Here is a 24,527-nt window from a genome sequence, read left to right as displayed (position 1 = left end):
CGTTCCAGAACATGCTAGACTTCCCTACACAAAGTACGCGCAGCTTGATGAAAGTCCCATAATGAAAAATAAAATCACTCCAAAGAACAATGAAGTTCGCTTGGCAGATGATGAGTTTATCGTCTCCAAAACCGACCGCAAGGGTGTCATTACATATACTAACCGCGTTTTTATGCATATCGCAGGTTACAGCGAAGCCGAACTCTTAGGCGTACAACATAATATCGTACGCCATCCGGATATGCCGCGAGGGGTTTTTAAGTTTCTATGGCAAACACTCCAACAGGAAAAAGAGTTCTTTGGCTATGTTAAAAACATGTGCAAAGACGGTTCGTTCTATTGGGTTTTCGCTAATGTCACCCCTGATTACGACGACAAAGGTAACCTGATGGGCTATTACTCCGTACGTCGTAAGCCTAGCCAGAAAGCAATCGATACTCTCTCTGCTGTCTACGCGGAGATGCTTGCAGAGGAACAGCGTGTTGGCACTAAGAATGCCGCAGATGCCTCTATTGCATTATTACAGTCCAAGCTTGAAGAACTAGGTGTCAGCTATTTTGACCTGGTAATGAGTTTGGATAAGGACTGAATTATGGGTAAGAAACACTATTCTAATTCCACCAGCCGCGGCATACCTTCTTTACGCTCGAGAACACGTATCATCGTGTGCAGCTGGCTTACGTTAATTATTGCTACGCTGATAACCACGTCCGTTCTTAACGGGCTTCAGTGGTGGGTCATTGGCCCTGCTATTTTCACCATCCTATTGGCGATATACACAGTTAAATCAAATGATTACGCCACTAATGCGCTTGAGCGAATAAACAGCACACTTAGCAAAGCCAATGATGGCGATTTCAGTTGCCGAATTACCTCTGTTGCAGGTTTAGGTGAAGTAGGCAAGGTCGCATGGGAACTTAATGACCTCCTCGACCGAGTCGAATCCTATTTCAAAGAAGTGGATGCCTGTTTTAGTTACGTTGCCGAAGGTCGGTACGATCGTAAAGCGCTTTACAAAGGTATGCCTGGAAGACTGCGTAAATCACTTTCGCAAATAAATACCTCTTTGGAGAAGATGGAGGAAGGGACGAAGTTTCTGGTATCAAACCAACTTAAATCAGAGCTTCACAACCTAAATACGACTCACCTGATTGAGAACCTGAAGCGAAACCAGGCCGACCTGGTGAAGATATCAGAAGAGATGGAGCAAGTAGAGACAATAGCATCCAAGAACGGCGAAGCGGCATCAAAAAGCCAAGTCACCGTTGAAGACATGAGTGTTTCGCTTGAAAGCATTACCAAAAATATTAACGGTGTTTCTGATGTCACTAAAGCGCTCGAGGCAGACAGTTCTAAAGTATCAGAATCGCTGTCTATCATTACCGATATCGCTGACCAAACCAGCCTTCTCGCGCTTAACGCAGCCATCGAAGCCGCGCGGGCTGGCGAACAGGGCCGAGGCTTTGCCGTTGTAGCCGATGAAGTCAAAGCCCTCTCCAATCGAACCAAGGAAGCAGCAATTGAAGTAACGGAAACCATCAACAGCTTCAGCGAACGTGTGGCTGAGATGGTTCGCCAATCCGATGTTTCTTCTCAGGCGGCTGAAGAGATTAGTGAGCGAGTGCAGCATTTCAGGGAGCAGTTTGCTGATATCTCCCGCTCCGCAGAGGACACACAACGCTATATCTCTTATGCAAAAGACAGAACCTTCGGATCTCTGGCCAAAGCCGACCATGTCATCTTTAAACAAAATGGTTATATCGCTTTGGATGATTCTAAATCCAGAAGTTCAGAAATTGATGCAGTATCTAAAACCCATACTGAGTGCCGCCTGGGCAAATGGTATTACGAGGGCTTTGGCGCAGAGTCATTCCAGTCAACTCGAGCTTACAGCAAGCTGGAAGCCCCCCATGAACTGGTACACCAGTCGGTTTTCAAGGCGGTTTCTATGCGCGATGATAATTGGCGTAAAGACGAAGCAATTCGTAACAACATTGTTGCCAACATGCGCACAGCTGAGGAAGAAAGTTACAAAATACTGCAATATATCGATGATATGATCGATGAACGACATGCGATGTAATGGGCAGCCTGTTAGCTGGAAAAACCAACAAAGTGGACTAAATCCAGTCCACTTTGTAGGAATTTTTAAGTAGTTTCCCTAACACCTTAGTGTGATCGACCAAGGGATACCTTGATACATTGCGCCGCACAAGAGAATATGCATAAACAACATTTCATGCTCTTGCAATCGAACGGAAGCAAGAATAATCTGAAATCCCTGTGAAAATTGTGTAATTCCCGCCTCAATATCTTACAAAGATGTGATGCTAAAGAAGATGGAAGGACGGATATGACAAAGAAAGGCGAATCAATGGACAACAATAGCAATCTACTCTCCAACCCTCAGGAGTTTATTGACTACCTGAACACGGAAACCCAAAAAGTTCTGGAGATGTTCTCTCAATCAGGTGGCGACGACATCTTTACTCAATTCACTCAGTCATGGACTGAGCTGGCTAATCGCTCCTGGGAAGACCCAACTGTCTGGATTCGCGCGATCACAGATTATCAACAGAGTCAGATTAACCTTTGGACCAACTTACTCACTGGAAAAACAGATAACGCTGTAGCTGAACCTGCCCGCGGCGACCGTCGTTTCCAGGCTGAAGAATGGTCAAAGAACCCCGTTTTCGACTACATCAAACAATCTTACCTTCTGAGCTCTAAACTGCTTCAGGAGATGGCCTCAAACGCCAACCTGTCCGATAAGGAACAGAAAAAGCTGGAGTTTTACACGCAACAGTATATCGATGCGATGTCTCCAACCAACTTCGCGGCAACTAACCCTGAAGTACTTCAGCAAGCACTTGAAACCAAGGGTCAGAGCCTTGTAGACGGCCTTAAGAATCTACTGACTGATTCCGAAAAGGGTCGCATCTCCATGACCGATGAGACCGCATTCAAACTCGGCGAAAACATCGCGACGACAGAAGGCACTGTTGTCTTTGAAAACGAGATGTTCCAGTTGATTCAGTACAAACCAACCACTGAAGAAACATTCTCTCGTCCGACGATGATCGTTCCGCCAATGATCAACAAGTTCTATATTCTTGATCTGCAGGAACATAACTCTTACGTTAAATACTGTGTCGATCAGGGTCAGACAACCTTCCTGGTTTCCTGGGCAAACCCAAGCGAAGAGCAGGGCCACATTTCGTGGGATGACTATGTCGAGAAGGGCATCCTGGAAGCAACTCGTGTTGTAAAAGAGATCTCCGGTGAAGATAAGATCAATGCTGTCGCATGGTGCGTTGGTGGTACTCTGCTAGCTACATCCCTGGCTGTGATGGCTGCCCGTAAGGATGCCTCCATTGCTTCCGCTACATTCTTCACGACATTAATGGATTTCACCGATCCAGGTGACATTGGTGTATTTATCGATGAACAGCAAGTTAAACAGTTAGAAGAGAAAGTTGAGAATCAGGGCTTCCTCAGCGGTCGCGAGCTGGCAACATCATTCAACATGCTCCGCGCCAATGACCTGATCTGGTCCTATGTAGTTAATAACTATCTGAAAGGCCAGACGCCTCCTCCGTTTGACATCCTTTACTGGAACAGCGATTCGACCAATCTTCCGGCGGATATGTACACGTTCTACATCAATAAAATGTACATGGAAAACGGCCTGACTCAGAAAGATCAGATTTCGCTTTGCGGTGAAAAGATCGATTTGAGCAAAATCAAAATCCCTTGCTACTTCCTGTCTACTATCGAAGACCATATCGCACCTTGGAAAGGCACTTTCTCAGGTACGGAGCTTCTTAAAGGTAAGAATGAATTTGTACTAGGTGCAAGTGGTCACGTTGCAGGCGTTATCAACCCTGCCTCAAAAAACCGTCGAAACTACTGGATCAACGGTGAGCTGGGCGAAGGTTCTGAGAAATGGTTTGAAACTGCAGAACGTCAGGAAGGTTCATGGTGGCCTCACTGGGCTGAGTGGCTGAAGCGACGCGCAGGCAAAAAAGTTCCGGCACCGAAAGCGCCAGGTAACGACACCTACAAAGCGATAGAAGACGCTCCAGGTCGTTATGTCGCTGTACGTATCGATTAATAGCTTGCCAAAATAAAAAAACGGAGCTGATAGCTCCGTTTTTTTATGTCTGTTTTGATCGATTAAAGCTGCTCTCGTAGCTCCACTATATCCTGCTTTAGCTCATCATCTTCGGTGAAGCTTGCAAACTTGCCGGCTTGTTCCACCGCTTCTAATGCTTCATTCTGCTTTTCCATCTCTTGAAAGCGGCATGCCATAGAGAACTTTATCGACGCTTTGTATTCATTCTCTTTTTGCGCATCCGCCAGCAGATAAGCTTTTTCGTAAAAGCGAATAGCCTCATCATTCTCTTCAGTGAAATCAGCAAGCGTTTCCCAAAGAACAGGGTGCTCAGATTTTTTTCCACTTGCAGCCTCACACAATTGCTTAAGATCCACATACAAAGCATAAAACTGCGTTTCAGCATCGGCTTCAGCAGCTTGTAACATAGCCTCAGCCAACTCTTCTACTTGGCGAAATAGTTTTGAACTCATTATTAGCTCTCCAGCCACACTTCTTTTGCCCAATTCCAGATCGATGGCCATTCATCAACAATCCCATCACCAAACTGCCAACGTAAAATCTCTGCCTCCTGAGTGATACAGTAGTATCCAGTAGCATGCTCACAGATGGGGATAAACTCTCTTGGCATTCCCCTATCCCACGCAGTCGCAGCCATTTCTGGTAAAAAGGTATGTGAAGAGCTATCAGTCACCGTAGCTGGTTCTATCGAACCGAACACTACATCACTCACCTCGAGTAGGAAAAACTTATATTCATCGGGCAACGAAATGAGAATCTGCTCTTCAATTTCAACCAGATCATCTTCATCAGGCAGATCGAGAGGTACAGGTACCTCAGCATTTTTTTCACGCAGTAATTCAATAATATCTTCCATTTAACACCCCACGCCCTTGAATTTTGACCGGCAGACTAGACCAGCTATTAATAGATGTAAATGACGAGAACAGAATAAATCCTTCAGAACCCTTTTATGAGAATTAGATATATACATATACCTATAAAAAATAAAAATTATTTAAATTCTGGTACTTAAGCCCTAATAAGTAATACTTTAGGTTAAATCTAAGCCAAATTGCTAACACCTTTAACCCAATTGCCCAAGACATTACAGACAGAATCCGTATAATTCGCGCCAACTGCACTGCAACATCTCAAAGCTGTCATAAAATTATGTTTGAGGTTGCAGATTGAAGTCGCGGTTGATGACAGTCGAATTGAATACAGCCAATCACTGTTCAGGCCACAAGCCTTATTATCCGCGTTACTTCAAAACCATTATTATTATTAAAAAATGGCGAAGTTCCTATGACCACAAAATCAGTAGACGTATTGCTAGTCGGCGCGGGAGCGATGAGTACTACACTTGGTGTAATGCTCAAGCAGCTGGACCCATCTCTGAAAATCAGCATGGTAGAGCGCCTCGATCATGTCGCACATGAAAGTACTGACGGTATGAATAATGCCGGTACTGGACACGCGGCTTATTGTGAATTGAACTACACGCCTCAGATGCAGGACGGAAGCATTAATGCAACTAAAGCTTTCGCTATCAACGCATCCTTTGAAGTGAGCCTACAATTCTGGTCCTACCTGGTTGAGCAGGGTGCCCTGCCGGAACCTACACAGTTCATCAATCCGGTTCCACATCAGAGTTTTGTCTGGGGTGAAAGTAATGTTGAGTTTTTGCGCAAGCGTTTCGAAACGCTGAGCGTTACTCCTCAGTTTGCTGATATGGAATACAGCGAGGACCACGACACATTAAAAGAGTGGATGCCTCTGGTTATGGAAAACCGGGATCCAAATGAGAAAGTTGCAGCAACCCGTGTCCGCTATGGGTCGGATGTCAACTTCGGCTCCCTAGCACGCAACATGGTTAACTTCCTGGACAGCCAGGATGATTTTGAACTACTGCTTAGCCGTACCGTTAAAGATCTGAAGAAGAACAGCGATAAGGGCTGGACTGTTACGTTGAAAAACGACCAGACCGGCGAAAAAGAAGTTTATAACTCTCGCTTTGTCTTCCTTGGCGCTGGCGGTGGCGCACTTCCCCTGCTGCAAAAGTCTGATATTCCCGAAGGCGAAGGCTATGGTGGATTCCCGGTAAGTGGTCAATGGCTGGTTTGTAAAAAACCAGAGATCGTTCAAAAGCATTTGGCGAAAGTATACGGCACTGCTCCGATAGGTGCGCCTCCAATGTCCGTCCCTCACCTTGACACGCGTGTGATCAATGGTGAGCAAGCGCTTCTGTTTGGCCCATTTGCAGGATTTACTACTAAATTCCTGAAAAAAGGCTCTATCTTTGACATGCCAAAAAGTATCAATTTGGGCAACCTGGCCCCAATGCTTTCTGTTGGCATGAACAATATGGACCTGACCAAATACCTGATCAGCGAAGTGATGCAATCCCATAGTGCGCGCGTAGATGCGCTTCGCAACTTCTTCCCTGATGCTAAGGATGAAGACTGGGAACTGTCATTTGCTGGGCAACGAGTCCAGATCATCAAAAAAGATGAGAATGGTAAAGGCAAATTGGAGTTTGGCACTGAAGTCATCTCTTCTGAAGATGGCTCGCTGGCTGCGCTACTTGGTGCATCACCGGGTGCTTCAACTGCGGTAGCAACGATGATTAGTATCGTTGAAAAATGCTTCGCGGAAGAACTGGCTTCACCTGAGTGGCAGGATAAGATCCATGCGATGATTCCATCATACGGACAAGATCTGACTCAGGATGCAGAACTTCTGAATAGAGTTCGTAGCCACAACTTGAAAGTACTGGGGCTTGATACCGTAAAAAAGATTCAAGCGCAGGCTGAAACCAACAGCCTGCAGGATCAAGACACTGATACTGCTGCGTAAATCAGATTCATCATGAATCGAAAAAGGCCGGTTACCAAACCGGCCTTTTTTATTGGGTGAACTCTTTCGTTATAATGAGACTTTATTAATTCGAATTACTTCCATGGACTGCAGAGAGAACTGCGGAGCTTGCTGTATAGCTCCTAGCATTAACGCCCTAAACAAACCCGCAGGCATTCGGTGCAAGCACCTGGATGAAGACTTTCGCTGTAAAATCTTTATTAAACCGGAGCGCCCCAAAGCTTGTGCGGCCTTTACCCCAGAACCTGACTTCTGTGGCAACAATAGAGAAGAAGCGATGCAGATTCTTTCTTTTCTCGAACAAAGTACATCGTAGAAGTAATCTGACGATGGAATGACCCAATCAAAACTATCAGGCATAAAAAAAGCAAACCATAGGTTTGCTTTTTTTAAGCTTCGCCAGGAATTACACCTTAACGATATTCTCTGCTTGTGGTCCTTTCTGACCCTGAGTAATGGTGAATTCTACCTTCTGGCCTTCAGCCAGACTCTTGAATCCATCACCCTGAATCGCAGAGAAATGCGCAAAAACGTCAGGACCATTTTCCTGCTCAATAAAACCAAAGCCTTTCTCGTCATTAAACCATTTAACTGTGCCAGTAGTCGCCATATTTGTATCATCCTAATTTGGACATTAGTAATTTGTCAGAACCAAGGTAACCGTCCTTGTTCATGACCTTTGGAGCTGAGAAAAAACGAATTACCCATGCTAAATAGGAGGACTGATGCAGTACCACCGTCAATCTTGCAAGCTGTATTCTTTTTCTAGCCATCTGATCATAGCCTAAAAAGATGTTAAAAAAATGACCAAATTCAAGCTTTCCCGTTTTTTCTGCTTATAATTTATCCAACATTGGTCGAATATCCATCCTTTATAAGCCAAATTGCTCTCAATTGACGACTAAATAAGGCTCGGCCTTGAAGTTAACCTACTAATACTCAAAAATAGCTTCTCATTATGAGATCCCGCTAACTGCAACAACCAACCTGCTGATAGCACTCACCTTTTTTCTGGAGCGACTGCCCTGAAACGCACTGCAGAAATCCAGCGCATATTTGCACTAGGCTTGCCAATAATCATTGCTCAGCTGGCCCAAACCTCAATGGGCTTTGTAGATACACTGATGTCCGGACGCTACAGCTCAACCGACCTGGCAGCGATCGCATTAGGCTCAGGTATATGGTTACCGCTTTTTCTGGCTAGCCAAGGCCTTCTGATGGCAACAACACCTATCGTTGCGCATCTGGTTGGTGGTGGTCGGGAAGAACAAACCAAAACATCCCTTCATCTGGGCATGCTGATAGCTGGTGTACTAAGCCTTATCTCAATCATATTGCTGCATAACAGTTTGCCATTACTGAACTTAATGGGTGTAACAGAGGAACTGGCTGACCTCACAGCACGATACCTGCAAGCTATATCCTGGGGGTTCCCTGCTGTTTTGCTCTACCAGCTGATACGTAGCTACATTGAAGGTTTTGGCAAAACCAGTCCCGCTATGAAGATAGCTATACTTGGCCTAGCCTGTAACATTCCACTGAATTATGTGCTGATTTATGGAAAATTTGGGCTACCCGAAATGGGAGGCGTAGGGTGCGGCTGGGCCACCGCCCTTGTCATGTGGATCATGTGCATTACCGGAATTCTCTATTTAACCAAATCACCCACCTTTCGAGGCATCAAACCGTTTTGTAACTGGAAGCTAGCACCCGCTGACGAATTTAAACAGTTCCTCAAACTGGGCACCCCCATCGGTATAGCGTTGCTGATTGAAGTGAGTATGTTTTCTGTGATCGCTCTGCTTTTAGCTGATCTGGGTGAAGTAATGATAGCCGCACATCAGATCACAATTAGCTTTACCGGGCTCATTTTTATGTTACCGCTCAGTATTTCACTCGCCCTGACTATTCATGTAGGCCATAGCCTGGGAGCACAAAACTTCACTGCAGCCAAGTATACAGCCTTTACCGGCCTGATGATCACGCTTACCCTTGCCCTGTTTAGCTCAGCTCTGATGGCATTGTTTGCAGTACCCATTGCCTCTCTCTATACAGAGAGCGAGCAGATCATTCAGATTGCTAGCACCCTGCTAATCGTTGCAGCACTGTTTCAGTTCTCAGATGCAATACAGATCACTTGTTCAGGCGTTCTGCGTGGTTACAAAGATACTGCCATCCCACTGCTATTGGTCTTTATTGCCTACTGGCTGGTAGGATTACCCGCAGGATATATTCTGGGCAAAACAGAGTTAATCACAGAGCCAATGGGACCATTAGGTTTTTGGGTAGGCTTACTCATAGGCCTGACTATCGGCGCTATACTGTTATTTACTCGATTATTGTGGAGAAGCAGAAACCCTGAGCCTAGCCACTAGATGACTCACTTTATAAAGCCCATTAAATTCCTGCTCATCTCATTGATCAGCTTATCTCTTTATGGCTGCTCTGATCATTCGCCTGAAGCAATGCTGGACAACTATCTCTATAGGTTGAGTAACGCTATAGATGTTGAACAAGGTGAAAAGATAGACATTCCTGTACGTCCCTTATTCCCCCACCGCCGGAATAGGAAAATTGAAATTCCTGATATGAGAGAGGGCTTACTTGATGTCCTAAAGCTTAAAGAGTGCCAGCTTACTTCTCTAATTGCCGAACGTAATAGCTCACTGGGAAAAGTTTATCGCCCCTCTTTAAAAATGCGCTACGAAATAGAATTTCTGAAACGCCTAAACCACTGCATCACCAGACTTGAAGCAATGAGCAACCCTGATCAGGAATTAATAACGCTAACCTCAGAGCTTTACTCCATCAAAACCCGACATATTTTCAAGGAAGTCTGGAACGGTATCTATACATCGGAAAGTATCGAAAAAAACTTTAGCCGGAAGTTTCAGCCCTTACCTCTGCAAGATGATGCTAGCACTTCAGCAAGCATCAATGCCTTGAAACAAATTTCTGACTTTCTACAGCAGGACTTCTTCAAACCTCAAAGCGATCAGGCCCAGCTTATTCAACTTGAAGAAGCATATAAGGTTCTCTTTGTTAACAACTCAGGTCCCAAACTGTTCAGCTCGCTGGAACTTCTGACCTCGAAGCTAAGCCAGGCGACTGATATGATCAACCTTCGCCTCAGTGGCAGACCGTTATGCTTTAATCAACGCCCTGGCAATCAGGCCCAAATCATGCGTAATGTGTTTTACAAGTACTACATTGGCGAAGTACAGCCCTACATTGCCCAAAGCCATCGCTATTCAGATAGATGGTTAAAGCTGCAGTTAAAAATATATGAACGTTTAGCTGGGCTAAATGTCCCTATTCATGGCAGCATGGAACAATACGTGACACAGGTCGTTTCTCAATCATCTCAGGGAAGTATTTGGATGGACTATATCAATGCAAGAGATAAACATACCCAGGCCTGGCAGAATCTGCTAAAACAATGTGGCATGATGCCGACAAAGACAAACTAGTACCTATTCGGCTACGGATCGAGACGTGAGCAACAGACTCCCATTTCAAAAGCGCAACAGGACAAACAAGTGCAGTAGCCCCTTGTTGGCGTTTCTGTTTTCGATCTCCTGCATCTTATTTATTCAAGTCGACGCTGATAGTATCCGCTTAAGTAAGGCGGATCTGGAAAGGCTAGGTAAAACATACGGTGCTAAGGCTCAAAGGCGACTTGAGAACTGGCAGAGTCTATTGACTGAACTTGCCAACGAAGATGAAGAATACAAGCTTGAACGGGTGAACGATTTTTTCAACCAGGTCAGGTTTATTGACGATATTAAACACTGGAAGAAGAAGGATTACTGGGCCACCCCCGTTGAATTTCTTATTACAAACGGCGGAGACTGTGAAGATTTTAGTATCGCTAAATACTACACACTTAAAGAACTGGGTGTGCCTGTAGCGAAAATGAATCTTGCCTATGTTAAAGCGCTGGAATACAACCAGGCCCACATGGTGCTCACCTATTATCCATCACCTCGGTCAGTACCAAAGGTATTGGATAATATAAATAAACGCATTCTCCCGGCATCTAAACGCCCAGACCTTCTCCATGTATACAGTTTTAATGGCGATAAGTTATGGCTATCCAAAATGGGCAGACGAACCACTCTGGTGGGAACATCTGATCGCGTAAAACCCTGGGTGAAACTGCAATCAAGAATCGAAAATAAGGACATTAACCTGCAATAGGTTCAATTATGAGGAGTAATTACTATGTCACTGGTTAACCAACTAATAGCAGCCATTTTTGCGGTGCTGATAGGACTGGTGTCTGGCACGTTATACATTATGTCCGAAAGTTCCCGCTCTGTTTTGCAGGATCAATTGGAATCTCACGCGCAGGATTCAGCAACACATCTGGGGTTATATCTTGCCCCCTATATGGCAGAGAATGATAGCGCTACTGTTGAAACAGCGGTTAACGCGATCTTTGATAGTGGTTTTTATCAGCGCATCCTTGTGACCAATGCCGATGGTGCAGCTATTTTCGAGAAAAATACACCACCTGAGATCAGCGATGAAGTTCCGCAATGGTTTCAGGAAATGGTGAAAATAACCCCGCCTTCCATGTTCAGAGATGTTACTTATGGCTGGCAGCCAGCAGGAAAAATCTATGTCCAAAGCCGTGCCGGCTACGCCTACGAGAAGCTTTGGAAAGGCGCTCAGGATAGCATCATACTATTCGTCTCATTATCGATTGTCTGCCTTTTAGCGATTAGCTCATTGATTCGATATCTGCTTCGCCCGCTTAACAAGGTTGAACAACAAGCGATCGCGCTCTCTGAAAAACGCTACATTGAGCAGGAAAAGCTACCTGGAACGCGTGAGCTTAAAAGTGTTGTGAATGCGATGAACCGTATGGTTCGCCAAGTAAAAAGCATGTTTGAGGAACAGACTCGAAACATCGAAGAGTTACGCCGCAGCGCCTATCAGGACAGCCTGACAGGGCTTTCAAATCAAAGAGCAACGGAAGCGCAGCTTGCAGAACGCCTGGATTATCGAAAAGATTTCGGACGCGGCACCCTGCTCAATATCCATTTAAACAATCTTCAACATATCAACCAACTTATAGGTGTTGATAAAACCAACAACCTGTTAAAGCATTTAGCCTCCCAACTGGAAGAGCTATCCAGAGAGGCTGATCAGGGAGTATTGGGCAGGATTACGGGTGCTGACTTTTTACTGTTAACCAACCAGACAGATACAGACCAGCTAAAACTGAAGCTTGAACAGATCGATAATGAAAGCCGCAAGCAACTGGCTCAATTTTCCGATACTAATGTTGAAGGCCCAATTATTTGCATCGGTAGCTGTGAATGTAACGACAGCACTAACAGCAGCCAGCTACTTTCAGAAGCGCGTATCGCAACTAATGAGGCATCGCAGGAACAAGTGCTCTGGAAGCACTTTAACAGTGCCGAGCAATCCGCAAGCCAACCAGATCAAACGGAATGGAAACAACATGTTGCTAATGCTATCAACAAAGGACGTGTTTTCCTTCAGGTACAGAGTGTTTTCAGTAAAAGCCCAAGCTCAATGCCAATTCAGGATGAGATCTTCGCCCGAATTCTCAACCAGCAAGATAAACCCGCTTCAGCAGGTGAATTCCTTAGCGTGGTAAAAGAACTTGGATTAATGGCTGATATGGACAAAGCCGTTATTGAAACAGCCCTTAAACACACCAGTGCATCAGCATGCCCTCTTACCATCAACCTTAGTCCAGAGGCGGTTTCCAATCTTAGCTTTATGGACTGGCTAACCCAGACCTTAAAATCTTCGAATTACTCTGGAAAGCTCCAGTTTGAGCTCGATGAGACCAGCGTTCTGAATAATGTGACCGAAACAGTTCAATTCAGAAAACTGCTTCAGTCGCATGGCATAGGCTTTGGTGTTGATCATGTAGGTGTACACCCAAGCGGCTTTGCCTATCTATACTCGGTACAGCCAGACTACGTAAAAATCGATGGTTCTCTCATTAGAGATATTGATGAAAATGCTGAGGACAAATTCTTTGTCAGCAGCCTCATTGGTGCCGCCCACAGCCTGGGCGTTAAGGCTTATGCGGAACATGTTGAACGTGAAAGCCAACTGCAAATTCTCAATGCACTGGAAGCCGATGGCTCACAGGGCTACCTTCATGGAGCACCTCGAGCAATTTAAAAGCTACGCAACTGGCATAAAAAAACGGCGCGATTAGCGCCGTTTTTTTTCAGTGCAGGATGATTACTTTCGTGTAACCAGCATCTCTAATTTCTTACTCAAACGCTCTTCACGTTCCTGCTCTTTACGCTTTTCCTGACGAGCCTTATTGATCTCTTTAAGCTTATCTTTCGCATGATCTGACTCTTCCTTTGTCACCTGACCTGCGGCTTCGCCATTGATATCAATACGCTCAGCACCTTCACGTAGTGAACGGTAATAGTTCAAAGAACGGACATAACTTGCAAGAGCACGCTTTATCTTATTCTTTGCAACCTTCTCATCAGCAATCAGGTCTTCCTGAATACCAATTTTAAGAGGCCTAACATTCTTTCGATCAAAGGTTTTCGGATAGGCTTCCATCAACTGCTGCAAAGCAGCCATATTTGCAGCTCGGTTTTTGGATTTCGCCTTTGGCGCTTTATTAACTACGTCATTCACCTTGTTTGCCTCTGACTGGATCTGTATCTGCTACCGAAAGCTAATCGGCGCATCCTATCCAGCTGATCAATAATTGCTTTAGTTAAAAAAAAAACGCTAACATCTTTCTGAGACGCTCGACATTACCCTTTTCGGATAAAGTACATAAAAATCTCAGCCTCTACGTGTTGCTCTACAAGCTCATGACCCAAAAAGGTACAAAACTTTGGAATATCACGTTGGGTGGATGGATCAGTGGCAACCACTTTCAGCACTTCACCTGCTTGCATATCCCTAACACGATTATGCAACATCATTACAGGCTCAGGGCAATACAGCCCCTGCGCGTCAAGAATATGGTCCACTTTGATGTCAGTCATTCTTTGTCTCTTGCAGAAAGTGGCGTATTGTCTCAAATTACCCATGACAGAAAAAGTAATTTAAGAGTTAATACGCTATGAAAATCGCTTTTAACTCTGAAATGAACCATTCTAATAGACAGGATCGAAGTTTTCAGATGGAGACAAGCCATGATTAGAGTATTAATTGAACGACACATAGCCGACGATCTGGGCCACCATTACGACAAAGCTGCCAGAGAAACAATGCAAATGGCAATGCAAGCACACGGCTATATTTCAGGTGAAGCACTACAAAATGCCTATGATCCTAACCACCGCTTAGTGGTTGCGACTTACCGCACACTTCAGGATTGGCAACGCTGGCACAGCTCATCTGAAAGGCTTGAGATGATGGCAACCATTAACCCTATGTTAGAAACAGAAGAGAAGATCACCGTCTTCGAACATTAAATGAATATACGTGCCATCGATCAGATAAGCCTTAGATGGCACGTTATCTCTTCCCTGTCATGATAAAGCTGCTTGGCTGACAGTTCATAAGCGATGCCTTCCTGCATAAAGCGCTCAGCAATAACATTCGTACAAGCTACAACTTCCTGGTAACGTTGTTTCATTGGCAGTTTCAGATTAAAGATTGCTTCCTGACACCAGCCCTGAATTACCCAGTCAGCGGCCATATTAGCGGTTTTAACCGGTTTATCCACAACATCACATACCATCAAATTCACAGGCGCATCAGGCACAAAACGATAAGCATCCTCTGTTGCATGGGTAACCTGACCCGACGCCATCAAATCTTCATTCATAGGCCCATTATCAACCGCTGTGACAAACATACTGCGCTTGACTAACTGCCAAGTCCATCCCCCTGGAGCGGCTCCCAAATCGACCGCTGTAGAGCCATGCGCTAGACGCGTATCCCATTCATCCTTGGGTATAAACCAGTGCCAGGCCTCTTCAAGCTTAAGTGTTGATCGACTTGGCGCTGATTTAGGAAACTTCAGACGAGGCACTCCCAGAGGCCAGGGCGCTGAGTTTTTCTGCTGCGTGTAACCCACATACATTTGACAGCCACTAAGAACAAACAGCATTAATCTGTTGCCAGAACGACGCGGTTTTTTGGGTAAAAAAGCAGATTGTTTCAATTTCTGGGACAGAGCAGAAGCAAACTTTCGAGAAAAGGTTGCCATCTCGCGCCCATCAGTTGTGTCCGGATATTCAGTCCATACCTCTTCACAAGGCGGAAAATCACCAAGGATATTTTGTATATCACTAATACGATCTTCTTTAGCAACCGTTTGGCAATCACCACAGACCAACCATTGGCGGATAAAAATAAGCTCAGAAAAGCTAATATCTCTAATCGCTCGTTCAGCATCACCCGACTGCTGAACATTAAAAATAAGGTACCCTTCACCTTCATTTAGTGTGCAGTAGCCATAGATACCAACGTTCGCACACTGGTCAGTTATTTCTGCTGCAGCCTCTTTCTCAAAACCTGAGCGGCACTGCAGAAGCAAGCGATTAAAATAGGTCACTCAATAAAGCCCTTTATTACATTTACAACAGTAGCCTTGTGCTCTTCATGGGAAAAGCCTGATGACTTCCGTGGTTTTAAATCATGGTCACCATCGTTGAGCCAATGGAGTTGCACAGAGTCCGGCAGATTGTACTCTTTAACCTCCAGAAGTGAACCCATAGGGTCACGCTCCCCCTGAAAAATCAGCAATGGCCTCTTATTATCAATTAAGTGCTCGGTACGCAGTTTTTCTGGCTTACCTCGTGGATGGAATGGAAATCCAAAAACAAAACCGGCCCTGATTGCGGGATGGTCAAGCAGCATCGACGCAGCCCTCCCCCCCATAGACTTACCTGCCAGATACAGAGGGATATCATCTTTTGCATAGGCATTGATAACCCTTTCAAAAGCCTCAATTATTTTTGGCATACGGTCAGGAGGGCGACGCTTTCCATCTTGTCGGTTTTTTTGCATATATGGAAATTCAAAACGAATGACCTCGAGCCCTAACTCAGCCATTGATTCAGCAAGATCCTGCATAAAGGGGCTTTCCATTCCAGCTCCGGCGCCATGGGCAAAAATAACCCTTCCAAAAATAGGTTTTCCATTAATTAACACGGGGTTAGCTCCGATTAGAGGTAAAAACAAAGGATCAGGGCGATTCCAAAGTTGACTTACATCAACTAAAAACAAAAAAACCGCCGGTTGAAAGTGCGCAAAACCTAGACATAGGTCAAGAAATAACAGCTTATTCTAAAATCATATAACCTTATGCAAGCAACAACAATCGACCTTAATTCTTACATATCAATAAGTTAGAAACCACTATCGATATAAAGTAGGACAACAATACGACCTAGGTCGATATTACGCACCTGCGACAAAATGCCTCATTTCCTGCCCTAAACACATTGAAAATACAGCACTATTCCAAGATAATTGCGAGCGAAACTCAAAATTTCCATAAATAGCTTGTTGATGAGAGCCTGACATGAGCACAGCAACTGAACACCCCACCTACAATTATAAAGTGGTGCGCCAGTTCGCCATTATGACAGTAATCTGGGGTATCGTCGGTATGACCGTCGGTGTCCTGATCGCTGCACAGTTGGTTTGGCCTGCACTGAACTTTGATACAGCGTGGCTGACCTATGGTCGTCTGCGTCCACTGCACACTAACGCAGTTATCTTTGCATTCGGCGGATGCGCCCTGTTTGCAACTTCATACTACGTTGTACAGCGTACGAGTCAGGTTCGCCTGTTCTCTGACGGGCTGGCGGCGTTCACTTTCTGGGGCTGGCAAGCAGTTATCCTGGCTGCAGCGATTACGCTGCCACTGGGTCTGACTTCCTCCAAAGAATACGCTGAGCTTGAGTGGCCAATCGACCTGCTAATCGCAGTTGTTTGGGTAGCTTACGCAATCAACTTCCTGGCGACAGTGAAGATTCGTAAGACATCTCATATCTACGTCGGTAACTGGTTCTATATGGCCTTCATTATTACGGTTGCTGTTCTGCACATCGTAAACAGTGCTGCCATTCCTGTTACCCTGTTCAAGTCTTACTCTGTATACCCTGGTACTGTTGATGCAATGGTTCAGTGGTGGTACGGCCACAACGCTGTAGGCTTCTTCCTGACAGCAGGCTTCCTGGGTATGATGTACTACTTCGTACCTAAACAGGCTGAACGTCCAATCTACTCTTACCGTCTGTCTGTAGTTCACTTCTGGGCACTGATCGCGACTTACATGTGGGCTGGTGGTCATCACCTGCACTACTCTGCGCTGCCTGACTGGACTCAGTCTGTTGGTATGGTTATGTCCCTGATCCTGCTGGCTCCATCTTGGGGTGGTATGATCAACGGTATGATGACTCTGTCTGGCGCATGGCACAAACTGCGTACTGACCCTGTTCTTCGCTTCCTGGTTGTTTCCCTGTCTTTCTACGGTATGTCTACGTTCGAAGGCCCAATGATGTCCATCAAGACAGTAAACGCTCTGTCTCACAACACTGACTGGACTGTTGGTCACGTACACGCAGGTGCACTTGGCTGGGTTGCTATGATCTCTATCGGTGCTGTATACCACATGCTGCCTCGCCTGTTCGGTAAGGCTCAGATGTACAGCGTTGGCCTAATTAACACACACTTCTGGCTGGCAACAGTTGGTACTGTACTTTACATCTGCGCGATGTGGGTAAACGGTATCCTGCAGGGCCTGATGTGGCGTGCAGTAAACGAAGACGGCACACTAACTTACAGCTTCGTAGAAGCTCTGGAAGCATCTCACCCAGGCTACTTCGTACGTTGGTTGGGCGGTGTATTCTTCCTGGCAGGTATGGTTCTGATGGCCTACAACACTTGGCAGACTGTTCGTAAAGGCAGCACTGCACCAGAAGCGGAAGCTTCTGCACAGGCAGCTTAAGGTCATAGGAGCAGATAGAAATGATCAAACACGAAACGATTGAAAAGAATATCGGCCTAATGATCCTGCTGATCATCATCGTGATCAGTGGTGGTGGTCTGGCTGAGATTGTACCTCTGTTCTTCTCGACTTCGACTACTAAGCCGATCGAAGGCCTGCGTACATACACTCCACTAGAGTTTGAAGGCCGTGATATCTACATCCGTGAAGGTTGTAACGTATGTCACACTCAGATGATCCGCCCATTCCGTGCGGAAACTGAGCGTTACGGTCACTTCTCTACCGCTAACGAGTTCGTATTTGAATATCCACACCTGTGGGGTTCTAAGCGTACAGGTCCAGACCTGGCTCGTGTAGGCGGACGTTACTCTGATGACTGGCACCGTGCTCACATGTACAACCCACGTGACGTTGTACCTGAGTCCAAGATGCCATCTTACCCTTGGCTGTTCGAGAACAAGCTAACAGGTAAGGACATCGTTAAGAAAATGGAAGCACAGCAGGCGCTGGGCGTACCGTTTACTAACGAACAGATCGCTGGTGCACAGGATGCCGTTCAGGGTAAATACGAGATCGATGCTCTCGTAGCGTACCTACAGGCTCTGGGCAAAATGCACTCTGAATATACTAACAAGCGGTAAGTAACGCGTGAGCTACGAAGTTTATGGTCCATATATTCCGGTCGTGATGCTGATCACGTTCTTGGCCCTGTTTGCCTGGGTGCTCAACCCTAAGAACAAGGCCAAGTACGATGACGCAGCAAACATGCCTCTTCAGGAACCTGATGACGAACCGGTCGTGAATAGTGAGATCAATAACGGGAGAAAAGATAAATGAGTGACATGAATACCTTCTGGAGTGTATGGGTAACTGTAATTACCCTGGCAGTCATTTTTGGTTGTACATGGTTGCTGTTCGCTACCCGTAAGAGCGAAACACACAAAGAAACAACAGAAGAAACCGTAGGTCATGCTTTCGATGGTATCGAAGAGTATGACAACCCTCTGCCACGCTGGTGGTTCCAGATGTTCATCGGTACAGTGATCTTCGGTATCGCTTACCTGGCTCTGTACCCAGGCCTGGGCAACTTCCAGGGTCTGCTAGGCTGGTCTTCTCACGGTCAGTGGGAAGAAGAGATGAAGCACGCGGAAGAAACTTACAAACCAATCTTCGCAAAATATGCAGCAATGCCTGTTGAAGAGCTGGTTAAACCAGAAAACGCAACGGGTCTGAAAATGGGTCAGCGCATGTTCGCTAACAACTGTTCCGTATGTCACGGTACAGCTGCAACTGGCGCACACGGCTTCCCTAACCTGACTGATGCTGACTGGTTGTACGGCGGTCAGGCTGATACGATCAAAGCCTCTATTGCTAACGGCCGTAACGGTGCAATGCCTCCTTGGGGTGCTGTACTGGGTGAAGAAGGCGTGCGTGATGTAACTAACTACGTTCTTTCACTAAGCGGTAACGAAGTTGATGCTGAAGGCGCTGAGCGTGGTAAAGCACAGTTCACAGCACTGTGTGCAGCTTGTCACGGTGCTGATGCCAAAGGTCTGGCGGCACTGGGTGCACCAAACCTGACTGACGATGTGTGGTTGTACGGCGGTTCTTTCGAGAAAGTTGCACACTCTATTCGTAACGGTCGTAACGGTGTGATGCCTGCTCACAAAGATCTGCTGAGCGATGACAAGATCCACCTGATCACTGCATACGTTTACAGCCTGTCCAATAAATAAGGACAAGATCTGAAAATAAAAAGGCGATATGATTTAGATCATGTCGCCTTTTTTTGTGCTCCTCTATTATAATATTCAATTCTTCTAATAGACCTTGCAGAGCATAGGGTTTAATAGAAACAAAGACTTAATTATCACTGGTGAGCAACAGTATGAGTCAGATTCCGGTTAAAGATGTCACCCCCAAGTCCAAAAAGGCTCAGGGAGAATCCTACGACCTATACGCTAAACGTGAGCATATCTACGTAAAGAACTATACAGGTATCTTTAAAAAATTCCGCCAGATCAGCAGCTTTATCATGCTGCTGATGTTCTTTGGCTTTTCCTGGATCACCTGGGATGGCCGACAAGCGGTACTATTCGATCTACCAAACCGACAGTTCCATGTCTTTGGTATGACGTTCTGGCCTCAGGATTTCATGCTGCTGTCCTGGCTACTCATTATTCTTGCCTTTGCCCTATTCTTCTTTACCGTGTTCGCGGGTCGCCTGTGGTGTGGCTATGCCTGCCCCCAGTTTGTTTGGACCTGGATCTATATCTGGATCGAAAACCACACTGAAGGTGATCGAAATGCCCGGATGAAACTCGATAAACAAAAGGGCTGGACCGCGGAAAAAATCCGCAAGAAAGGCTTAAAACACCTACTTTGGATTGTTTTCTCCGTAGCCTCCGCAATCGCTTTCGTCGGGTACTTTACTCCAATTAAAGAGCTGCTAAACAGCATCGCTACCTGGAACCTTGGCCCGTGGGAAACCTGGTGGCTTGGGTTCATTGCGGTTGCGACGTATGGTAACGCTGGCTGGTTACGTGAGCAGGTATGCATTTATATGTGCCCTTATGCGCGCTTCCAGTCAGTGATGTTTGATCAGGACACATTGATCATCTCCTATGATGAAAAACGTGGTGAGAATCGCGGTAAACGAAAAAAAGGCTCCGATTACAAAGCTAAGGGGCTAGGCGACTGCATAGACTGTAATGCTTGTGTTCATGTTTGCCCTGTGGGTATCGATATCCGTGATGGCCTTCAATACGAATGCGTAGCTTGCGGCGCCTGTGTCGATGCTTGCGACGATATGATGGAACGTGTTGGCTATCCCAAAGGGCTCGTCAGCTATACAACAGAACATCAACTTGACGGCAATAAAACCCATATCCTGCGTCCACGCCTGATCGGTTACTTTGCCGTACTCTGCGCGATGTTTATTGCGTTCAGCTATACCATTTTCAGTCGTATCCCACTAGAAGTGGATATCCTTAGGGATCGCGGTCAGCTCTACACTGAAACCTCTTCTGGTAAGATCGAAAACGTTTATACTCTTAAACTCGCCAATAAAGAACAGGTCGATCATCAGTATCGGATCTCGATTCTGGGTCTTGACGGTATAGAGTATTTTGGAGACGAGGTTGTTACGATCAAATCAGGTGAGCTGCTTGATATGGCTGTCCGTCTTAACATTGAACAGAAGTACCTCCCTTCTTCCAACAACAACATTCTATTTAAAGTAGAAGCGCTTGATGACCCAAGCATTGTTGTTGAAGAGGAAAACCGATTTATCGGCCCTGCCCCCAAACGATGAACTGATTGGGGTCAATAGAACAAGGTACGAAAACCCGTCCATCTATCTGATATTTAGGGTAGAATAGCTGCTTTGCTCAGACTAGTAATCACTGTCTGAGCTTAGCAGCTTTTTTGTAGGTACAGTTTCAATGAGTAATGACAGCAATACACCCGTAGCACCTTGGTATAAGCAACCGTGGCTTTGGTTCATTCTTGCGCCGCTGATTGCCGTGTTTTTTTATGGCACCTTTTTCCTTTATATGGCGATTACCACCCATGACGGTATCGTAAAAGACGACTACTACAAGGTAGCTCGTGGTTACTTTGTTGACCCTTCAAAAGCTCAAAAAGCCGAATCTTTAGGTATTGTTGGTACACTCAATATCGACAACCTGACTGGCGATCTGATGCTACATTACCGAAGCACTGCTTCAGATTTGCCTACCCAGCTAACCCTCAATATTGTTAGCCCTACCCATAAGAAATATGACCAGACACTCACACTTAAGCGAGTTGAAGGCAGCCAGGCGTACACTGGAAACTTACTAGCGGCACTTAAAGGTAAGCGTTACCTGATGCTAGAACCACAGGACAAAAGCTGGCAGCTTCGTGCAGAGATTGTACCTCCATACGATCAGAAAATAGTGCAGCTCGCTCCAAACGTAGAGTAACTTTTAGGGGTAGTAAGCAGTGCAAGATCCAGCTATAGAAACCCCTGCTACTGCGTCAGATTGTTATCATTGCGGCCTTTCAATTCCGCCTGGCGCAAAGTATCAGACCATCATTAACGGCCAACCCAAGGCAATGTGTTGCCCTGGGTGTCAGGCCGTTGCTCAAACCATTGTCGATAGTGGCCTCGATAACTACTACAAGCACCGCACTGAATCCGCAGCCGCCCCTGAAGTCAACGCAAAAGAACTACCTGAAAACCTTCTTCTTGAATTGGGGCTCTACGACGATGAAAACGTCCAAAGCAGTTTTGTTACCAGCAATGACGAAGAATCTGAAGCCATTCTTGTCATAGAAGGTATCACCTGCGCGGCGTGCGTATGGCTTCTTGAGAACCACATCAGAAACATCCCTGGTGTCACTAAAGTCAGTGTAAACCTGACCAATCACCGGGCTCGAATCACTTGGCTACGCGCGGAATGCAAACTTAGCCATCTGCTCGCCGAAATTTATCGGATTGGCTACCAGGCCCACCCTTACCATCCCGATAAAGAAGAACAGCTACTTGAGCAGGAAAAGAAACGCGCCACCCGCAGATTAGGTGTAGCCGGCATAGGCATGATGCAGACCATGATGCTAGCCGTTGCACTCTACGGTGGTGCCCTTCAAGGCATTGATGATCAGTATGTCACCTTTATTCGCTGGGCGAGCATGGTCATTGCTACCCCCGTTATCTTTTATTCTGCGCGGCCTTTTATCATCGCAGCGATTCGTGACATCAAGACACGCCATCTAACCATGGATGTTCCGGTATCGATTGCTATTTATGGCGCTTATCTGGCCAGTGTATGGGCCACGATCACCGATAGCGGCGAAGTCTATTTCGATTCCGTAACGATGTTTACCTTCTTCCTTCTGATTGGCCGCTTTCTTGAAATGCAGGCCCGCCACAGAACCGGGCGCGCAGGAAATGCGTTACTTAACCTAATTCCAGCCAGTGCGACAAAACTCATCGATGGAGAAGAGCAGCTCGTACCGGCGGGAGATCTGAAGGTCGGTGATGTGGTGCTGATTAAGCCAGGCCATACGATTCCTGCAGATGGCATTATTGTCTCCGGAAGTAGTTCGGTTGACGAATCAGCACTAACTGGCGAGTACCTTCCTATCCGTAAGGAAACTGAAGCACAAGTAGTGGGCGGCACCATCAACGTGGAAAACCCGATTACCGTTGAGATCACACAAGTAGGGCAGGAAACTCAGCTTTCAGCGATCGTTCGTCTACTTGAGCGCGCTCAGGAAGATAAGCCTAAAGCGGCCCAGATCGCTGACAAGGTTGCCAGCTATTTCGTAGCCGCGGTCCTTCTCACTGCAACAGGCGTAGGGCTTGGATGGTGGGTCGTAGACCCTGCTAATGCCTTCTGGATAACCCTTTCTGTGCTCGTTGTTACCTGCCCTTGCGCGCTTTCATTAGCAACACCAACTGCACTGACCGCTGCCACTGGCACATTGCGCCAAAACGGCCTTCTGATTACGCGCGGGCATGTTCTGGAAAGCCTGGCCACAGCAAGCCATGTCGTATTTGATAAAACAGGCACATTGACAGAAGGCAACCTGAGCCTTCAGGAAGTTGTCCCGCTGACCGATATTGAAGCTGAACAATGCATCAAGATCGCCGCAGCACTGGAACAGCATAGCGAGCATCCCATCGCGAGAGCATTTACCGAGCTATCCCAGGAACTGTTGGCTACCGACATCAATAACAAGGTTGGCCAGGGTATTTCCGGGTTAATTGACGGCGCGGCTTTCCGCATCGGGAAACCTGAATTCGCTGCCGAGATATGCGGCAACACGGCGCCTGCACTTCCAGCCACGAGCGGTCAATGGTTACTTCTGTGTAGTGATACAAAACCAATTGCCTGGTTCCGTCTCAATGATCAGATTCGCCGAGAGGCCAAGGAAGCGATCGGTTACCTAAAGCAACTGGGGCTCAAGTGTGAAATGCTGACCGGTGATAACTCTTCCGCAGTAACCGAAGTGGCAAATGCCTTAGGTATCGATACCACTATTTCAGGTGTATCCCCCTCTGAAAAGCTTGAGCATGTAAGGCAGCTTCAGGAGCAGGGAGCGCAGGTTATCATGGTCGGTGACGGTATTAATGACATCCCGGTCCTCGCCGGAGCGCAAACTTCTATTGCCATGGGCAGCGCTACTGACCTTGCTAAAACCAATGCTGACGGCGTACTTATCAGCCATGACTTACTACGCTTGGTCGACGGTATCACCCTGGCGAGAAAGACACGAATCATTATTCGCGAGAACCTTGGGTGGTCGCTTTGCTACAACCTACTTGCACTACCTCTGGCGGCTCTTGGCTTTATCGCACCTTATATGGCCGCGCTTGGCATGTCTGCCAGTTCGCTCGTTGTAGTAGGTAATGCCATGCGACTTAACGGAAAACCCAAACGACCTAAAAGCATAAGCCCTAAAGAAACAGCCAATGGTCAGAAAACCATCGAGGTTATGGAACCTGCGAACAAGTCTTGAACGACTCAGGCTTTCAGAGCGGTTCAAGATCAAGGCAACGATTACAGACATACTGGTTGTACGTCGAAGATCGTTAGCGCAGAGATTGAATCG

The 24,527-nt window shown here is 46.3% G+C and carries 23 protein-coding genes; 16 read left to right on the top strand and 7 right to left on the bottom strand.

Annotated features, from left to right (window positions below; translation table 11 throughout):
- Positions 1 to 61: 61 nt before the first annotated feature.
- From MED92_RS16865 to MED92_RS16855, 3 genes are all read left to right on the top strand, one after another.
- Positions 62 to 589 carry a PAS domain-containing protein gene (locus MED92_RS16865; protein WP_007022798.1) on the top strand — a complete coding sequence of 176 codons (528 nt, stop codon included), beginning with the start codon at positions 62 to 64 and terminating at the stop codon, positions 587 to 589.
- Positions 590 to 592: 3 nt separating this feature from the next.
- Positions 593 to 2,083, top strand: a complete 1,491-nt coding sequence (locus tag MED92_RS16860) for a methyl-accepting chemotaxis protein (RefSeq protein ID WP_007022797.1) — start codon at positions 593 to 595, stop codon at positions 2,081 to 2,083.
- A 270-nt stretch (positions 2,084 to 2,353) separates the two neighbouring features.
- Positions 2,354 to 4,114, top strand: coding sequence for a PHA/PHB synthase family protein (locus MED92_RS16855; protein WP_007022796.1), 1,761 nt, complete (start codon positions 2,354 to 2,356; stop codon positions 4,112 to 4,114).
- Between the two features lie 62 nt (positions 4,115 to 4,176).
- Here the strand turns inward: MED92_RS16855 and MED92_RS16850 are convergent, their stop codons facing one another.
- Both MED92_RS16850 and MED92_RS16845 read right to left on the bottom strand, forming a co-directional pair.
- Complete coding sequence (locus MED92_RS16850; protein WP_007022795.1) at positions 4,177 to 4,587, bottom strand: hypothetical protein; 411 nt, start codon at positions 4,585 to 4,587, stop codon at positions 4,177 to 4,179.
- A 2-nt stretch (positions 4,588 to 4,589) separates the two neighbouring features.
- The gene (locus MED92_RS16845) at positions 4,590 to 4,991 is read right to left on the bottom strand and encodes an SMI1/KNR4 family protein (protein WP_007022794.1); all 402 of its coding nucleotides are present in this window, start codon (positions 4,989 to 4,991) and stop codon (positions 4,590 to 4,592) included.
- 431 nt (positions 4,992 to 5,422) lie between these two features.
- On the opposite strand from MED92_RS16845, the gene mqo reads away from it, so the two are divergent.
- Entirely contained in the window at positions 5,423 to 6,973 is a 1,551-nt protein-coding gene (gene mqo / locus MED92_RS16840) for a malate dehydrogenase (quinone) (protein ID WP_007022793.1), read from the top strand.
- 427 nt (positions 6,974 to 7,400) lie between these two features.
- On the opposite strand, the gene MED92_RS16835 is transcribed toward mqo, so the two are convergent.
- The gene (locus MED92_RS16835; RefSeq protein ID WP_007022791.1) at positions 7,401 to 7,604 is read right to left on the bottom strand and encodes a cold-shock protein; all 204 of its coding nucleotides are present in this window, start codon (positions 7,602 to 7,604) and stop codon (positions 7,401 to 7,403) included.
- A 457-nt stretch (positions 7,605 to 8,061) separates the two neighbouring features.
- On the opposite strand from MED92_RS16835, the gene MED92_RS16830 reads away from it, so the two are divergent.
- The 4 genes from MED92_RS16830 to MED92_RS16815 all read left to right on the top strand — a co-directional run bounded on the left by MED92_RS16830 (position 8,062) and on the right by MED92_RS16815 (position 13,165).
- A complete protein-coding gene (locus MED92_RS16830; RefSeq protein ID WP_272941718.1) occupies positions 8,062 to 9,369 on the top strand; it encodes an MATE family efflux transporter in 1,308 nt (435 codons plus the stop codon).
- On the top strand, positions 9,370 to 10,464 hold the full coding sequence (locus tag MED92_RS16825) for a DUF3080 family protein (RefSeq protein WP_007022789.1): 1,095 nt from the start codon (positions 9,370 to 9,372) through the stop codon (positions 10,462 to 10,464).
- Between the two features lie 85 nt (positions 10,465 to 10,549).
- Positions 10,550 to 11,194, top strand: a complete 645-nt coding sequence (locus MED92_RS16820; RefSeq protein ID WP_007022788.1) for a transglutaminase-like cysteine peptidase — start codon at positions 10,550 to 10,552, stop codon at positions 11,192 to 11,194.
- Positions 11,195 to 11,218: 24 nt separating this feature from the next.
- Entirely contained in the window at positions 11,219 to 13,165 is a 1,947-nt protein-coding gene (locus MED92_RS16815; RefSeq protein ID WP_007022787.1) for a bifunctional diguanylate cyclase/phosphodiesterase, read from the top strand.
- Between the two features lie 63 nt (positions 13,166 to 13,228).
- Here MED92_RS16815 and MED92_RS16810 read toward each other — a convergent pair whose 3' ends face one another.
- Positions 13,229 to 13,645 (bottom strand): ProQ/FINO family protein, encoded by a 417-nt coding sequence (locus tag MED92_RS16810; RefSeq protein ID WP_007022786.1) that lies wholly within the window; start codon positions 13,643 to 13,645, stop codon positions 13,229 to 13,231.
- Between the two features lie 122 nt (positions 13,646 to 13,767).
- Complete coding sequence (tusA, locus tag MED92_RS16805; RefSeq protein ID WP_007022785.1) at positions 13,768 to 14,004, bottom strand: sulfurtransferase TusA; 237 nt, start codon at positions 14,002 to 14,004, stop codon at positions 13,768 to 13,770.
- A gap of 150 nt (positions 14,005 to 14,154) precedes the next feature.
- On the opposite strand from tusA, the gene MED92_RS16800 reads away from it, so the two are divergent.
- Complete coding sequence (locus MED92_RS16800; RefSeq protein ID WP_007022784.1) at positions 14,155 to 14,436, top strand: antibiotic biosynthesis monooxygenase family protein; 282 nt, start codon at positions 14,155 to 14,157, stop codon at positions 14,434 to 14,436.
- Between the two features lie 20 nt (positions 14,437 to 14,456).
- Here the strand turns inward: MED92_RS16800 and rlmM are convergent, their stop codons facing one another.
- Together rlmM and MED92_RS16790 are read right to left on the bottom strand one after the other, a co-directional pair.
- The gene (rlmM, locus tag MED92_RS16795) at positions 14,457 to 15,524 is read right to left on the bottom strand and encodes a 23S rRNA (cytidine(2498)-2'-O)-methyltransferase RlmM (protein WP_007022783.1); all 1,068 of its coding nucleotides are present in this window, start codon (positions 15,522 to 15,524) and stop codon (positions 14,457 to 14,459) included.
- The gene (locus MED92_RS16790) at positions 15,521 to 16,123 is read right to left on the bottom strand and encodes an alpha/beta family hydrolase (RefSeq protein ID WP_040663438.1); all 603 of its coding nucleotides are present in this window, start codon (positions 16,121 to 16,123) and stop codon (positions 15,521 to 15,523) included. Before MED92_RS16790 ends, rlmM begins: the two co-directional genes overlap by 4 nt.
- Before the next feature lie 373 nt (positions 16,124 to 16,496).
- On the opposite strand from MED92_RS16790, the gene ccoN reads away from it, so the two are divergent.
- The 7 genes from ccoN (at position 16,497) to MED92_RS16755 (ending at position 24,434) form a co-directional block, all read left to right on the top strand.
- Positions 16,497 to 17,927 carry a cytochrome-c oxidase, cbb3-type subunit I gene (ccoN, locus tag MED92_RS16785; RefSeq protein ID WP_007022781.1) on the top strand — a complete coding sequence of 477 codons (1,431 nt, stop codon included), beginning with the start codon at positions 16,497 to 16,499 and terminating at the stop codon, positions 17,925 to 17,927.
- A 20-nt stretch (positions 17,928 to 17,947) separates the two neighbouring features.
- A complete protein-coding gene (gene ccoO, locus MED92_RS16780; protein ID WP_007022780.1) occupies positions 17,948 to 18,568 on the top strand; it encodes a cytochrome-c oxidase, cbb3-type subunit II in 621 nt (206 codons plus the stop codon).
- Between the two features lie 7 nt (positions 18,569 to 18,575).
- Entirely contained in the window at positions 18,576 to 18,764 is a 189-nt protein-coding gene (locus MED92_RS16775) for a cbb3-type cytochrome oxidase subunit 3 (protein WP_007022779.1), read from the top strand.
- A 5-nt stretch (positions 18,765 to 18,769) separates the two neighbouring features.
- Entirely contained in the window at positions 18,770 to 19,663 is an 894-nt protein-coding gene (gene ccoP / locus MED92_RS16770; protein ID WP_040663435.1) for a cytochrome-c oxidase, cbb3-type subunit III, read from the top strand.
- 152 nt (positions 19,664 to 19,815) lie between these two features.
- Complete coding sequence (ccoG, locus tag MED92_RS16765) at positions 19,816 to 21,240, top strand: cytochrome c oxidase accessory protein CcoG (RefSeq protein ID WP_007022777.1); 1,425 nt, start codon at positions 19,816 to 19,818, stop codon at positions 21,238 to 21,240.
- A gap of 130 nt (positions 21,241 to 21,370) precedes the next feature.
- Positions 21,371 to 21,892, top strand: coding sequence for a FixH family protein (locus MED92_RS16760; protein WP_007022776.1), 522 nt, complete (start codon positions 21,371 to 21,373; stop codon positions 21,890 to 21,892).
- A 19-nt stretch (positions 21,893 to 21,911) separates the two neighbouring features.
- Positions 21,912 to 24,434, top strand: coding sequence for a heavy metal translocating P-type ATPase (locus MED92_RS16755; protein WP_007022775.1), 2,523 nt, complete (start codon positions 21,912 to 21,914; stop codon positions 24,432 to 24,434).
- Positions 24,435 to 24,527: the final 93 nt, after the last annotated feature.

The sequence above is a fragment of the Neptuniibacter caesariensis genome (assembly GCF_000153345.1).
Lineage (GTDB): Bacteria > Pseudomonadota > Gammaproteobacteria > Pseudomonadales > Balneatricaceae > Neptuniibacter > Neptuniibacter caesariensis.
The sequence above is the reverse complement of the archived record's forward strand: the minus strand, read 5'-3'. Positions and strand labels throughout refer to the sequence as shown.

Excerpts from the sequence above, each read along its gene's own strand:
- MED92_RS16835 (WP_007022791.1), bottom strand. The coding sequence starts at position 7,604 with ATGGCGACTACTGGCACAGTTAAATGGTTTAATGACGAGAAAGGCTTT.
- MED92_RS16865 (WP_007022798.1), top strand. The coding sequence starts at position 62 with ATGAAAAATAAAATCACTCCAAAGAACAATGAAGTTCGCTTGGCAGAT.
- ccoG (WP_007022777.1), top strand. The coding sequence starts at position 19,816 with ATGAGTCAGATTCCGGTTAAAGATGTCACCCCCAAGTCCAAAAAGGCT.
- MED92_RS16845 (WP_007022794.1), bottom strand. The coding sequence starts at position 4,991 with ATGGAAGATATTATTGAATTACTGCGTGAAAAAAATGCTGAGGTACCT.
- ccoN (WP_007022781.1), top strand. The coding sequence starts at position 16,497 with ATGAGCACAGCAACTGAACACCCCACCTACAATTATAAAGTGGTGCGC.
- ccoO (WP_007022780.1), top strand. The coding sequence starts at position 17,948 with ATGATCAAACACGAAACGATTGAAAAGAATATCGGCCTAATGATCCTG.
- tusA (WP_007022785.1), bottom strand. The coding sequence starts at position 14,004 with ATGACTGACATCAAAGTGGACCATATTCTTGACGCGCAGGGGCTGTAT.
- MED92_RS16800 (WP_007022784.1), top strand. The coding sequence starts at position 14,155 with ATGATTAGAGTATTAATTGAACGACACATAGCCGACGATCTGGGCCAC.
- MED92_RS16825 (WP_007022789.1), top strand. The coding sequence starts at position 9,370 with ATGACTCACTTTATAAAGCCCATTAAATTCCTGCTCATCTCATTGATC.
- MED92_RS16850 (WP_007022795.1), bottom strand. The coding sequence starts at position 4,587 with ATGAGTTCAAAACTATTTCGCCAAGTAGAAGAGTTGGCTGAGGCTATG.
- ccoP (WP_040663435.1), top strand. The coding sequence starts at position 18,770 with ATGAATACCTTCTGGAGTGTATGGGTAACTGTAATTACCCTGGCAGTC.
- MED92_RS16815 (WP_007022787.1), top strand. The coding sequence starts at position 11,219 with ATGTCACTGGTTAACCAACTAATAGCAGCCATTTTTGCGGTGCTGATA.
- MED92_RS16860 (WP_007022797.1), top strand. The coding sequence starts at position 593 with ATGGGTAAGAAACACTATTCTAATTCCACCAGCCGCGGCATACCTTCT.
- MED92_RS16855 (WP_007022796.1), top strand. The coding sequence starts at position 2,354 with ATGACAAAGAAAGGCGAATCAATGGACAACAATAGCAATCTACTCTCC.
- MED92_RS16760 (WP_007022776.1), top strand. The coding sequence starts at position 21,371 with ATGAGTAATGACAGCAATACACCCGTAGCACCTTGGTATAAGCAACCG.
- mqo (WP_007022793.1), top strand. The coding sequence starts at position 5,423 with ATGACCACAAAATCAGTAGACGTATTGCTAGTCGGCGCGGGAGCGATG.